General features: G+C 62.9%; 11 protein-coding genes. 5 read left to right on the top strand and 6 right to left on the bottom strand.

What is annotated here, in order from left to right:
- Positions 1–81 precede the first annotated feature (81 nt).
- The 5 genes from urtB to NKI32_RS09330 all read left to right on the top strand — a co-directional run bounded on the left by urtB (position 82) and on the right by NKI32_RS09330 (position 5,151).
- On the top strand, positions 82–1,698 hold the full coding sequence (gene urtB, locus NKI32_RS09310) for an urea ABC transporter permease subunit UrtB (RefSeq protein ID WP_023684622.1): 1,617 nt from the start codon (positions 82–84) through the stop codon (positions 1,696–1,698).
- A complete protein-coding gene (gene urtC / locus NKI32_RS09315; protein ID WP_023670933.1) occupies positions 1,695–2,927 on the top strand; it encodes an urea ABC transporter permease subunit UrtC in 1,233 nt (410 codons plus the stop codon). Before urtB ends, urtC begins: the two co-directional genes overlap by 4 nt.
- 4 nt (positions 2,928–2,931) lie before the next feature.
- Complete coding sequence (gene urtD / locus NKI32_RS09320) at positions 2,932–3,678, top strand: urea ABC transporter ATP-binding protein UrtD (protein ID WP_353002533.1); 747 nt, start codon at positions 2,932–2,934, stop codon at positions 3,676–3,678.
- A 69-nt stretch (positions 3,679–3,747) separates the two neighbouring features.
- Entirely contained in the window at positions 3,748–4,443 is a 696-nt protein-coding gene (gene urtE, locus NKI32_RS09325) for an urea ABC transporter ATP-binding subunit UrtE (RefSeq protein WP_023700798.1), read from the top strand.
- Positions 4,444–4,974: 531 nt separating this feature from the next.
- Complete coding sequence (locus NKI32_RS09330) at positions 4,975–5,151, top strand: hypothetical protein (RefSeq protein ID WP_023670936.1); 177 nt, start codon at positions 4,975–4,977, stop codon at positions 5,149–5,151.
- Between the two features lie 92 nt (positions 5,152–5,243).
- On the opposite strand, the gene NKI32_RS09335 is transcribed toward NKI32_RS09330, so the two are convergent.
- From NKI32_RS09335 to NKI32_RS09360, 6 genes are all read right to left on the bottom strand, one after another.
- Positions 5,244–6,389: a GGDEF domain-containing protein gene (locus tag NKI32_RS09335; protein ID WP_023670937.1), complete on the bottom strand. Its 1,146-nt coding sequence runs from the start codon at positions 6,387–6,389 to the stop codon at positions 5,244–5,246.
- 308 nt (positions 6,390–6,697) lie between these two features.
- Positions 6,698–7,501, bottom strand: a complete 804-nt coding sequence (locus NKI32_RS09340; protein ID WP_023696502.1) for a DUF72 domain-containing protein — start codon at positions 7,499–7,501, stop codon at positions 6,698–6,700.
- 28 nt (positions 7,502–7,529) lie between these two features.
- The gene (locus NKI32_RS09345) at positions 7,530–7,994 is read right to left on the bottom strand and encodes a GNAT family N-acetyltransferase (RefSeq protein WP_023706185.1); all 465 of its coding nucleotides are present in this window, start codon (positions 7,992–7,994) and stop codon (positions 7,530–7,532) included.
- Between the two features lie 34 nt (positions 7,995–8,028).
- A complete protein-coding gene (gene uvrA / locus NKI32_RS09350) occupies positions 8,029–10,950 on the bottom strand; it encodes an excinuclease ABC subunit UvrA (RefSeq protein WP_023693385.1) in 2,922 nt (973 codons plus the stop codon).
- 783 nt (positions 10,951–11,733) lie between these two features.
- Entirely contained in the window at positions 11,734–11,955 is a 222-nt protein-coding gene (locus NKI32_RS09355; RefSeq protein WP_033003135.1) for a hypothetical protein, read from the bottom strand.
- Positions 11,956–12,101: 146 nt separating this feature from the next.
- Entirely contained in the window at positions 12,102–12,710 is a 609-nt protein-coding gene (locus NKI32_RS09360; protein ID WP_353002534.1) for an ATP-dependent Clp protease proteolytic subunit, read from the bottom strand.
- Position 12,711 lies beyond the last annotated feature (1 nt).

Below are 12,711 nucleotides of genomic sequence, written 5' to 3' on the forward strand. Positions count from 1 at the left end.
TCCACGATCGGTACCGCCAAGCGTCCGGGCGCTTCAGCCCGCCCGGACGCGGAATTTCCCCACAGAAGAGTATCTGAACGGATGATCCTGTTGCGCACTCTCGGCCTCATGCTGGTGTTCCTGGTGGCAAGCCTATTGCCGTCGAACGCAGCCGAAGCCGATCTGCGCGCCATCGTCGCCAAATTCGCCACGGGCACGGGCTTTGCCGCCACTGAGGCCGTCGTGCGCGAACTTGCCGCCACCGGCGATCCGCTGGTTGAACGGCCGCTTGCAGCGCTCGCCGAAGGCAACCTTTACATCCGTAAAGCCGATTCAGCCGTCTTCGTCGGCAGTGAGGCCGCCGACAGCGTCACGCTGCTCGACCCGCTGAGTGGCGAGAAAGCCGGCGACGCCCCCAAGGCCGACATCACGAAGATCAAGGTCAACAACACGCTGCGTCGTGTCATCCGAGATGCGCTGGGAACGCTGACGTTGCGCGCGAAAGATCCTTCTGTCCGCATCGCCGCCGCCGACACCATGTTCAAGACCCCCGATGCCGCCAATATCGAGCCGCTCGATGCAGCCATCGCCGCCGAGACCGACGCCAAGGTCAAGGCATTGTTCGAACAGGCGCGCGCGGCATCGGTGCTGGTCTCCGACAAGCCGGAGGCCGACAAGCTTGCCGCCATTGCCCTGATCGGCGCGCGCGGCGACCGCGACGCGGTCTCGCTGCTCACCGCGGTCGAGGCCAATGCGCAAGGCGCGGTCAAGGATGCCGCGACGGCGGCAATCGCCAGCATCAATTCGAGCCTGGCGCTGTGGGATGCCGGCCAGAACATATGGTACGGCATCTCGCTTGGCTCGGTGCTGCTGCTGGCCGCCATCGGTCTCGCCATCACCTTCGGCGTCATGGGCGTCATCAACATGGCGCATGGCGAGATGGTGATGCTCGGCGCCTACACCACCTTCGTCGTCCAGCAGGTGATCCGAACCTCATTCCCCGGCCTGTTCGACTGGTCGCTGGTGATCGCGCTGCCGCTCGCCTTCCTGGTTGCCGCTTCCGTCGGCCTGATCATCGAGCGCGGCGTCATCCGTTTCCTCTACGGCCGGCCGCTGGAAACGCTGCTCGCAACCTGGGGCGTCTCGCTTGTCCTGCAGCAGGCGGTGCGCTCGATCTTCGGACCGACCAACCAGGAGGTCGGCAACCCCTCCTGGATGTCGGGATCGTTCGATGTCGGCCAACTCGCCGTCACCTGGAACCGCCTCTGGATCCTGGTCTTCGCGCTCACCGTCTTCGGCGTGCTGCTCTTTGTTATGAAGCGCACGCCCTGGGGCCTTCAGATGCGCGCCGTCACCGCCAACCGCCGCATGGCCGCCTCGATGGGCATCAGGACGCCTTGGGTCGATGCGCTGACCTTTGCGCTCGGCTCCGGCATTGCCGGCATTGCCGGCGTCGCGCTCAGCCAGATCGACAATGTCTCGCCCAATCTCGGCCGCGGCTACATCATCGACAGCTTCATGGTCGTGGTCTTCGGCGGCGTCGGCAATCTCTGGGGCACGCTGGTCGGCGCCTTCTCGCTCGGCATCGTCAACAAGGTTCTCGAACCCTATGCTGGCGCGGTGCTCGGCAAGATCGTCGTGCTGGTGCTGATCATCCTGTTCATCCAGAAGCGCCCGCGCGGCCTGTTCGCGCTCAAGGGCAGGGCGGTGGAAACATGATCACGGGACGCTTCTTCGCCGCGGGTGCCGACCGTCGCATCGCCATCACTATTTTCATCCTGCTGACGGCCGCCATTATCGTGCCGCTGCTCAACCTCGCAGTGTCGCCGCAAAGCGCGTTCTATATTCCGTCCTACATCGTCGCGTTGACGGGCAAGTACCTCTGCTATGCATTGCTTGCCTTGGCGCTCGATCTCGTCTGGGGCTATTGCGGCATCCTCTCGCTCGGCCATGGCGCCTTCTTCGCCCTCGGCGGCTATGCGATGGGCATGTACCTCATGCGCCAGATCGGCTCGCGCGGCGTTTACGGCAATCCGATCCTGCCCGATTTCATGGTGTTCCTGAACTACAAGGAATTGCCCTGGTTCTGGACCGGTTTCGACCACTTCTGGTTCGCCGCCATCATGGTGCTGGCGGTGCCCGGCCTGCTCGCCTTCGTCTTCGGCTGGTTCGCCTTCCGCAGCCGCGTCACCGGCGTCTATCTCTCCATCATCACCCAGGCGATGACCTACGCGCTGCTGCTCGCCTTCTTCCGCAACGACATGGGTTTCGGCGGCAACAACGGCTTGACCGATTTCAAGGATATTCTGGGCTTCAACGTGCAGGCCGACGCCACCCGCTCGGCCCTGTTTGCCGCCAGCGCCATCATACTCGCGCTCGCCGTCTTCATCACCTGGGCGATCGTCGGCTCCAAATACGGCAAGCTGCTAATGGCGGTGCGCGACGCCGAGAGCCGCACCCGCTTCCTCGGCTGGCGGGCGGAGAACGTGAAGCTGTTTGCCTTCACCGTCTCGGCTGTCATGGCCGGCATCGCCGGCGCGCTCTATGTGCCGCAGGTCGGTATCATCAATCCCGGCGAATTCGAGCCGTCCAATTCCATCGAAGTCGTGATCTGGGCAGCCGTCGGTGGGCGCGGCACCATTGTCGGCCCGATCGTCGGCGCGCTGCTGGTCAATGCCGGCAAATCCTGGTTCACCGGCCTGCTGCCGGAGTTCTGGCTGTTTGCGCTCGGCGGCCTGTTCGTCGCCGTAACCCTGTTCCTGCCCAAGGGCATCGTCGGCATGTGGGATTCCTGGCGCGGTAACGCTCGGGCGATGCGGGCTGCAGCGATTGCAGAGGAAGCGGGCACAGACCCTGATGCCCCGCCGCCATCGAAGATCGTGCGCAGCGCAGCAACAACGCCCGGTGCCTGGTCCGCGTCCGGGCCTGAACCGCAGCCGGCGGAATAGAGCGATGTCGAAGTCCAACACCATCCTCTATCTCGACGGCGTCTCGGTCTCCTTCGACGGTTTCCGCGCCATCAACAATCTGTCGCTGGTGCTCGACAAGGGCGAGATGCGCGCCATCATCGGTCCCAACGGCGCCGGCAAGACGACGATGATGGACGTCGTCACCGGCAAGACCCGGCCCGACGAGGGCGAAGTGTTCTTCGACGGCCAGGTCGATCTGACCCGGCACGACGAGGCGGAGATCGCCATGATGGGCATCGGCCGCAAATTCCAGAAGCCGACCGTCTTCGAAAGCCACAGCGTCGAAGACAATCTGATGCTGGCGCTGAAGGGCCCGCGCTCGATCTTTCCGGCGCTGTTCCATCGCCGCTCGGCCGCCGAAGCCAGACAGATCGACGACATCCTCGGCATCATCCGGCTGGGCGACAAGCGCCACGATCTGGCAGCCAATCTCAGCCATGGCCAGAAACAGTGGCTGGAGATCGGCATGCTGCTGGCGCAGGACCCGAAGCTGCTTTTGGTTGACGAGCCGGTCGCAGGGATGACCGATGCCGAGACCGAGGAAACCGCGCGGCTGCTCAAGGACATAGCGCGCGACCATTCGGTCATCGTCGTCGAGCACGACATGCATTTCGTGCGCGAACTCGGCGTCAAGGTCACCTGCCTGCATGAGGGCTCGGTGCTGTCGGAAGGCTCGCTCGATTTCGTCTCGGCCGACGAGCGGGTCGTCGAAGTTTATCTCGGGAGATGAGCATGGTCTGGCGGGTGCAATTCCATCGCTTCGACTTTTCGTTCCTCCGCTTCTGGAGAAGGCGCTGACATGCTCGAAGTTTCCAACGCCACGCTCCATTACGGCGCTGCTCAGGCGTTGCGCGGTGTGTCGCTGACGGCGGGTGCCGGCAAGATCACCTGCGTGCTCGGCCGCAACGGCGTCGGCAAGACCAGTTTGATGAGATCGATCGTCGGCCACCACCGGCTGACGAGCGGAAGCGTTGCCTTCGAGGGGAAGGCGCTCGACCGGAGCGCGGCGTATGATCGCGCCCGGTCGGGCATCGCATTCATACCGCAGGGCAGGGAGATCTTTCCGCTGCTGACGGTGCGCGAAAACCTGGAGTCCGGCTTTGCGCCGTTGAAGCGCGCCGACCGCAACGTGCCGGCGCATGTCTTCGAACTGTTTCCGGTGCTGAAGCAGATGCTGGGGCGGCGCGGCGGCGATCTCTCAGGCGGCCAGCAGCAGCAGCTCGCCATCGGCCGGGCGCTCGTCATGCGGCCGAAACTGCTGGTGCTCGACGAGCCGACCGAAGGCATCCAGCCCTCGATCATCAAGGACATCGGCCGCGCCATCCGCTATTTGCGCGATCAGGCCGGCATTGCGGTGCTTCTGGTCGAGCAATATCTCGATTTCTGCCGCGAGCTCGCCGACGAGGTCAACATCATGGACCGCGGCCAGATCGTCCACACCGGCCCGGCCGAAGATCTCGACCGGGCGGACGTCAGGAAGTTTCTGACGGTTTAACGCAGGTCGACGGCTGCACGGATCGTACACGTCGAAGATTGGCTGAAATGCCCACAATCACTTCGTCATTCTAGGGCGGAGCCAAGGAGCGGAGCGACGCGCGCAGACCCTAGAATCCATGCCGCGACATCAGCCAAAGAGTGCCGCGATGCAGAACAAGATCGCTTCTGCGGCACATTGGCCATTCCACATTCTGCACCGTTAATGACGCTTCTTCGTCCCGGCATGGATCCCTGGGTCTTCGCTCCGCTTCGGGTCGCTACGCCCAAGGATGATGAAGTCGCGAAGGTCCGCACCCGTTGCGTCGGACTTTCGTCCGAGGCCGCCACCTCTGGCACGCCGAATACTGCATGCTAGTCTTTCCTAGGCCTCGGTGAGTCGGCCGCTTCCGTATCAGTCTGGTTCTGTAGCAGATCGAGGGAATATGCTGGCTCAGCCTGCAAGTTCCACGCAAGCAAGCCACCCTAGCTTCCCTCGCAGTTCTGATTGTCGGTCGATGCGTTCAGATAATCTTGCCAGGAGAATAGGGCTATGGAACGGTTCGTCGAGGACCACCAGAAACGACGGCTAACAGAGCGTGTCGACATCATCACCGCCATCAACATTCTGCGCTCGCAAGGCTACCAGCAGGATGAGCTGATCGGCGAAATCACCAAGGTTTTCTACGTCGACCTCGACACTTACAACGAGATCGTCATAGCGGCCTAAAAGCGCGTCGCGCCTGAACGGCCTCATGCGACGCGCTTTGGGGTGTTGTTTTACGTGTGGTGAGGTTCAGGCCGGCTGAATATCAGCCCAGCCTACCCGGCGCGCCGGAAGGCGAGCACACGGTTGCGGCCGCCGCGCTTGGCGCCGTAAAGCGCCTTGTCGGCGGCGCTGAGCACCTTGTCGAATTTGGTGCCGCCCTCGCTGCCGAAGGCGTAGCCGGCGCTGACGGTGCAGGAGAGCAGGCGGGTCTCGGTATCGATCCGGCGCATGGCAAAACTGGCCCGGATCCGCTCGGCTATGAATTCCACCTTTTCAGGCAAGGTGCGATCGAGCACCAATGCAAATTCCTCTCCGCCCATGCGCGCGGCGACATCGCCTGGCTGGAGATTGGCGGTCAAATCCTTGGCGAATAGTTTCAGCACCTCGTCGCCGGTGGCATGGCCGAACTCGTCATTTATGGCCTTGAAGCCGTCGAGATCGAACACGATCACGGCGGTGAAGGACCGGACCGGTGTTTTGCCGTGCAGGTCGAACAAAGCGCGCCGGTTGAGCAGTCCGGTCAGCGGATCGGTCAGCGCTTCGCGGCGATGATGCTGCGCCAGGCGTCCCTGGTTAAGCGCCAGCGAGAGCGCGCCGATGCCGGTCATGCAGGCGATGACGACGATGAGGCTGAAATCCTCGGCCCAGTTGCTCGGCGCATGGCCAAGCACCAGCCTGCCATCCCAGACAAGTGCACCGGAGCACAGCACGAAGGAAATTGCGGTGGCGGTGTAGAGCCCTGCAATGCCGAGGATCGGGGCCGGGAATTCCGTACGACCCTTCCAGTATTCATAGGCCGTCGCAAACAAAAGCAGCGCGGCGAAGGCATTCTCCAGCATGAAGCCCAGCCCGTCATAGCCAAGCGCCATCGGCGGCAAGGCGACTGCCAGCGAGACGCCGGCGCCGACAGCGATGCGCGGCAATGGCGAGCGGCCGGTCGTGAACTGATGGGCCGCGCCCAGCATGGTCGCGAAGCCGAGCAGCAGGAACGTGAAGCTGGCGAGGCCGAGCAGGCGTCCGGGCGCGTCGATATAGGCCTGGTAGGCGAAGACGTCGGCGACGATCAGAAGCACGCTGACCGCCCAGGTCAGCAGGAATTTTTCCGAGCGCGCGGTAAGCCAAATGCCGAACAGCGTCAGGCCGAGGCAAGCGGCGGAAAACCCGACAGCCAACAGAAGGGAACTGTAGTCGAGCGACATGCCCTCGTCCTTGCGCGCGGCGGCCGGCCTCTAGAAAGGACCCGCACCGGATTTATGCAGGATGGAGGTATCGATAAGGTTACGATGCGCATAAGCTATCACGCTTCGGTTCATCGTAGCAATTCTGGGTTGAAACCCTTTTCAAGGGAAAGCGCTGACCGCTTTCCCGGGAAAACCGTCCCACACTTTTCCTGGAATTGCTCCTAACGCCCAGAAGTGTGCCGCGGTTCTGGGACAACGGCATGCATCAAGACAAAGACTTAAATCGCGTCGTATGAATCCGTTTCAGCGCGACGCGCTTTAACCGATCAGCTCACCCGCTTCATCAGCGCCATGGCGCCGAACGGCGCGCGCACCTTGCCCTCGGTGATGAAGTAGACGAACACGTCGCGCGGTTTCACCGGCGCGTCGAAAGTCGGATCGGCGCGCCGCAGATCGGCCGGCTGCTTGCCTTGCGCCCAGGTCTTCACCCGCGCTGCCCATTCGTCCAAGCCATTCGGCGTATAGCAATCCGGATTGTCGTCGCTGCCGGTCTGCAGCCGCGCATAGATAAAATCGCCGGTGATGTCGGCGATACCAGGATATTTGGCATGGTCGGCATAGACGATTGCCGCCTTGTATTTGCGCGCCAGGCCCACAAATTCCGGCACGCTGAAACTGTCGTTGCGCACTTCCAGCGCATGGCGCAGCGCCACGCCATCCTGCTTTTCCGGCAGCAGCTTCAGGAAGGCCTCGAAATCGTCGGCGTCGAACTTTTTCGTCGGCGCGAACTGCCACAGGATCGGGCCCAGCTTGTCGCCCAGCGCGGCAATGCCGGAGCCGAGGAAGCGCGTGATGGACTCGCCGGCTTCGCCAAGCACGCGGCGGTTGGTGACGAAGCGATTGCCCTTCAGCGAATAGACGAAACCGTCCGGCGCCTCGCCCGCCCATTTGACGAAGGTCGGCTCCTTGAAGCTGGAATAGTAGGTGCCGTTGACCTCGATGCTCGGTACCTGGCGGGTGGCGTAACTCAGCTGTTTGGCCTTGGAAAGCTTGTCCGGGTAGAAGGACGTATCCCAGGGTTCGAAAGTCCAGCCGCCCATCCCGGCGCGGATTGTTCCTTGGCTGATCATCGTCTTCCTCCCAGTTCTAAAAATGCGGTCAGGCTATTTTTCCAACCGGTTTGATCATGTCGACCACGGTCCATCCGGGACGGTGGGGATTGGCTCGGCGGCCCGTTTCGTGGAAGCCATAGGCCGTATAGATCTCGATGTTCCGCTCCATGCGCGAATTGGTGTAGAGCCGGACCTCCGGCACCCCCCATAGCCGCGCCTGTTCCTGGGCGAAGTCGAGCAGCGCGGTGCCGAGTTTCCTGCCCTGGAAAGCGGGGGAGACCGCGACGCTGAAGATCATCGCATGATCGGGATGGCGCTCAATAACGATCAGCCCGGCGAGTTCCGCGCCGCTCTCCAAGAGCCAGACCTCGCCACGCTCGATGCGTGGCGCATAGTCCTCGGTGACTGGGAGCGGCGGCGCGCCTAACAGGGGCGTGTAGTGCTCATAGGCGGTCTGCGTCAGCGAGACGACTGCGTCGAGATCACCGGCAAGCGCCTGTCGGACTGTCATTCAAAGCTCTCCAGGCGCCCGACCGGTCTGTCAGTTACTCCGCCGCTTCGCGCTTGCCTCCGGGCCGCCGCTCCAAAAGCTCCTTCAGGAACTGGCCGGTGTAGCTGCGCTTTTCGCGCACGATGGCTTCCGGTGTGCCCTGTGCCACCAGTTCGCCACCGCCATCGCCGCCTTCGGGGCCGAGGTCGAGCACCCAGTCGGCGGTCTTGATGACTTCGAGATTGTGCTCGATGACCACCACCGTGTTGCCCTGGTCGACCAGTTCGTGAAGCACTTCCAGCAACTTGGCGACGTCGTGAAAGTGCAGGCCGGTGGTCGGCTCGTCGAGGATGTAGAGCGTCTTGCCGGTCGCCTTGCGCGACAATTCCTTGGCGAGCTTGATGCGCTGCGCCTCGCCGCCCGACAGCGTCGTCGCCTGCTGGCCGATATGGATGTAGCCGAGGCCGACCTGCTTCAGCGTCTCCAGCTTGTCGCGCACCCCGGGCACGGCGGCAAAGAAATCGACGCCTTCCTCGACCGTCATGTCCAGGACGTCGGCGATCGACTTGCCCTTGAACAGGACGTCGAGCGTCTCGCGGTTGTAGCGCTTGCCGTGGCAGACGTCGCACGTGACGTAGACGTCGGGCAGGAAGTGCATCTCGATCTTGATGACGCCGTCGCCCTGGCAGGCCTCGCAGCGGCCGCCCTTCACGTTGAAGGAGAAGCGGCCCGGCTGATAGCCGCGGGCCTTGGCCTCGGGCAACCCGGCAAACCAGTCGCGGATCGGTGTGAAGGCGCCGGTGTAGGTGGCCGGGTTCGAACGCGGTGTGCGGCCGATCGGCGACTGGTCGATGTCGATGACCTTGTCGAGGAATTCGAGGCCCTCGATGCGGTCGTGATCGGCCGGATGCTCGCGCGAGCCCATGATGCGGCGCGACGCCGCCTTGAACAGCGTCTCGATCAGGAAGGTCGATTTGCCGCCGCCAGACACGCCGGTGACGGCGGTAAAAGTGCCGAGCGGGATTTCGGCAGTGACGTTCTTGAGATTGTTGCCGCGCGCGCCGACGATCTTCAGCCGGCGGTTTTTCTTGGCCTCGCGCCTGACACCGGGCGTGGCGACTTCGAGCGCGCCCGACAGATATTTACCGGTGATCGAGTTGGGATTGGCCATCACCTGCTGCGGCGTGCCCTGGGCGATGATCTCGCCGCCATGAATGCCGGCGGCCGGACCCATGTCGACGACATAATCGGCATGCAGGATGGCGTCTTCGTCATGCTCGACGACGATCACCGTGTTGCCGATGTCGCGCAGATGCTTGAGCGTGTCAAGCAGGCGGGCATTGTCGCGTTGGTGCAGGCCGATCGACGGCTCGTCCAGCACATAGAGCACGCCGGTGAGGCCGGAGCCGATCTGCGACGCCAGACGAATGCGCTGGCTCTCGCCGCCCGACAGCGTGCCGGAATTGCGCGACAGCGTCAGATAGTCGAGGCCGACATCGTTGAGGAAGCGCAGGCGGTCACGGATTTCCTTGAGAACGCGCACCGCGATCTCGTTCTGCTGGTCGTTGAGATGTGGCGGCAGTTCGGTGAACCACTGGTCGGCCTTGCGGATCGACAGCTCTGTGACTTCGCCGATATGCTTGCCGGCGATCTTCACCGCCAGCGCTTCCGGCTTCAGCCGGTATCCCTTGCAGACCGGGCAGGGCGTCGCCGACATGAAGCGCTCGATCTCCTCGCGCATCCAGGCGGATTCGGTTTCCTTCCACCGCCGTTCGAGATTGGGAATGACGCCCTCGAACGTCTTGGTGGTCTTGTAGGAGCGCAGGCCGTCATCATATTGGAAGGTGACCTCGCGCTCGCCGGTGCCACGCAGGACGGCATCCTTTGCCTCTTCGGTCAGGTCTTTGAACTTGTCGCCGAGCTTGAAGCCGTATGCCTTGCCCAGCGCTTCCAGCGTCTGCGCATAATAGGGCGAGGTCGATTTCGCCCACGGGCTGACGGCGCCGTCGCGCAGCGAGACGTTTTCGTCCGGCACGATCAGGCTGGCGTCGATGGCGCGCTGATTGCCGAGGCCGTCGCAGGTCGGGCAGGCGCCGAACGGGTTGTTGAACGAGAACAGCCTGGGCTCGATCTCCGGAATGGTGAAGCCGGAAACCGGGCAGGCGAATTTTTCCGAGAACAGGATGCGCTCATGCGTCTCGTTCTTCGATTTGTTGACCGAGTCCTCGCCGGTCTGGCTGGCGTCGAGCGGCCGGTCGGCGAACTCGGCCACCGCCAGCCCTTCGGCGAGCTTCAGCGCCGTTTCGATGGAATCGGCAAGCCGTGTCGCCAGGTCGCCGCGCACGACGATGCGGTCGACGACGACGTCGATGTCGTGCTTGTACTTCTTGTCCAGCGCCGGCACGTCGGCGATCTCGTAGAAGACGCCGTCGACCTTGACGCGCTGAAAGCCCTTCTTCTGCAGCTCCAGCAGTTCCTTTCGATACTCGCCCTTGCGGCCGCGCACGATCGGCGCCAGCAGGAAAAGGCGCGTGCCTTCCTCGACCGCCAGCACCCGGTCGACCATCTGCGAAACCGTCTGGCTCTCGATCGGCAGGCCGGTGGCCGGCGAATAGGGGATGCCGACGCGCGCAAACAGCAGGCGCATGTAGTCGTAGATCTCGGTGACGGTGCCGACTGTCGAGCGCGGGTTCTTCGACGTGGTCTTCTGCTCGATGGAGATGGCCGGTGATAGGCCGTCGATCTGGTCGACATCCGGCTTCTGCATCATTTCGAGGAACTGGCGCGCATAGGCCGACAGGCTCTCGACGTAACGGCGCTGGCCCTCGGCATAGATGGTGTCGAAAGCAAGCGACGATTTGCCGGAGCCCGACAGGCCGGTCATGACGATCAGGCTGTCACGTGGCAGGTCGAGATCGACATTCTTCAGGTTGTGTTCGCGTGCCCCGCGAATGGAAAGGTATTTATGGTCGGCCATCGCCGGTCGCCGCCTCAGGTCTGGTGTCAGTGGGATCGGCGGGTTTTCCCGACCGTTCCCTATGTAGGTATTTTTGCCGCCACGTCGAGAGACCCCACACTTCTCGACCAAAGCCGTTTAACCGTCTTTCGAGCGAAGGGGCAAGCGGAAAGAACAAAGGCCGAACACGCTCCTGACAAAGCTGTGCAGAAACTGACAAGGGTGTTTCAGAAACTGACCCTGACGTAAGCTCCCGGCGATCACATTTTCCGTAACCGGCTATTCAAGGTTGACGTCGTCGAATCGGGGGCGCACTCTGCCGGAGTCAACGGAGCCGGCCGTCTTTGATGGCCTCGCCGCCCATAGCGGCCTGCGAGACGCCGCAGGTTTTTGCGATTTGTGCTTCGGATTGACCCCAGTCGCAACGGACATAGGAGCGGAGCATGACGCCACCGGATAGTCCCTTGAGGCTCCACCTGCTAGTGGAGCCGCGGCGGGCATAAGTGCCAGGTAGTTTCAAGGCATTGAAGTGTATGCGTCCAAACGATCGCATCGCGTCAGTCCAACAAACCACCCGACAAACCGTGATCTGCCGAATCCCACAAAAATCAGAGACGGCTAGTCGGATCGTCGGCTGAATGCCGCGAAGCATCCGAAATCAAAGTCGGTATAACACTACCGGCAGTTTGGATTTGAAATCCAAAAAAAGCCCCGACCGTTTGCGGAAGCAACGGCGGGGCTGTTCGTTTGCGAGGAAGTCGTCGGCGCAGGCTTTCTCTCCCGTATAGTAGCTGGGAGAAGGGGCTACCGGCGCGGCGGCTTGATCCCACCCGTGCCGACATCGACAGTGATGCTGCCGGAAATCTTGACATCGGTGTCGCCGATCTTGAACGTGCCGTTCTCGCCGGCAGGCAGCGCGTCGTCCGGCTCCGGCTGCGGCGCGGGCTTGGCGATGCGGTAGTCGCCGGTCACGCCGGGCAGGGCGCCTTTCCGCGACGTGCTGGTGCTGCCCCCGGCAAAGGCCATGCTCGATGTCGCCGCCGTGATGGCAATGGCTATGGTCAGTCTGTTCAGGTGGTAGCGCATGGCAAGACTATAGTGCCGCGCTCAAGGCGAGGCCAGACCAGCGGCGTTGAAATTGAGGGAACACCGGCCTGCATTCGATACGGTGATCAGGCCGCTGCCTGCTTGCGGGTGTCGAAGACGTGGTCGACGAGGCCCCAGTCCTTGGCCTCCTTCGCGGTCATGAAGAAATCGCGGTCAAGCGTGCGTTCGACCTCTTCGTGGGTGCGGCCGCAATGGTGAGCGTAGAGGTCGGCCATGTGCCGCTTGGTGCGCAAAATGCCTTCGGCGTGACGCTGGATGTCGGAGGCCTGGCCCTGGAAGCCGCCCAAAGGCTGGTGCAGCACGATGCTGGCGTTGGGGAGCGCGATGCGCCGCCCCGGCGTTCCCGCCATCAGCAGGAACGAGGCCATCGACGCGGCAAAGCCCATGCACACGGTCGACACCGGGCAGCTGACATATTGTATCGTGTCGTAGATGGCGAAACCGCTGGTCACCACGCCGCCCGGCGAGTTGATGTAGAGCGAGATCTCCTTGTCGGGATTGTCCGATTCCAGCGACAGGAGCTGGGCGCAGACCAGCGCCGACATGCCGTCATTGATCTCGCCATTGACGAAGATGATGCGCTCGCGCAGCAGCCGCGAGAAAATGTCGAAGGCGCGTTCGCCGCGGCTCGATTGCTCGATCACCATCGGCACCAGATTGGCAAAGCCGCTCATC

The sequence above is a fragment of the Mesorhizobium sp. M0761 genome, assembly GCF_040320205.1.
Taxonomy (GTDB): Bacteria; Pseudomonadota; Alphaproteobacteria; order Rhizobiales; family Rhizobiaceae; genus Mesorhizobium.

What these genes read in the sequence shown, in the direction of transcription:
- urtB (WP_023684622.1), top strand. Translation starts at nt 82, where the DNA reads ATGATCCTGTTGCGCACTCTCGGCCTCATGCTGGTGTTCCTGGTGGCA.
- urtC (WP_023670933.1), top strand. Translation starts at nt 1,695, where the DNA reads ATGATCACGGGACGCTTCTTCGCCGCGGGTGCCGACCGTCGCATCGCC.
- urtD (WP_353002533.1), top strand. Translation starts at nt 2,932, where the DNA reads ATGTCGAAGTCCAACACCATCCTCTATCTCGACGGCGTCTCGGTCTCC.
- urtE (WP_023700798.1), top strand. Translation starts at nt 3,748, where the DNA reads ATGCTCGAAGTTTCCAACGCCACGCTCCATTACGGCGCTGCTCAGGCG.
- NKI32_RS09330 (WP_023670936.1), top strand. Translation starts at nt 4,975, where the DNA reads ATGGAACGGTTCGTCGAGGACCACCAGAAACGACGGCTAACAGAGCGT.
- NKI32_RS09335 (WP_023670937.1), bottom strand. Translation starts at nt 6,389, where the DNA reads ATGTCGCTCGACTACAGTTCCCTTCTGTTGGCTGTCGGGTTTTCCGCC.
- NKI32_RS09340 (WP_023696502.1), bottom strand. Translation starts at nt 7,501, where the DNA reads ATGATCAGCCAAGGAACAATCCGCGCCGGGATGGGCGGCTGGACTTTC.
- NKI32_RS09345 (WP_023706185.1), bottom strand. Translation starts at nt 7,994, where the DNA reads ATGACAGTCCGACAGGCGCTTGCCGGTGATCTCGACGCAGTCGTCTCG.
- uvrA (WP_023693385.1), bottom strand. Translation starts at nt 10,950, where the DNA reads ATGGCCGACCATAAATACCTTTCCATTCGCGGGGCACGCGAACACAAC.
- NKI32_RS09355 (WP_033003135.1), bottom strand. Translation starts at nt 11,955, where the DNA reads ATGGCCTTTGCCGGGGGCAGCACCAGCACGTCGCGGAAAGGCGCCCTG.
- NKI32_RS09360 (WP_353002534.1), bottom strand. Translation starts at nt 12,710, where the DNA reads ATGAGCGGCTTTGCCAATCTGGTGCCGATGGTGATCGAGCAATCGAGC.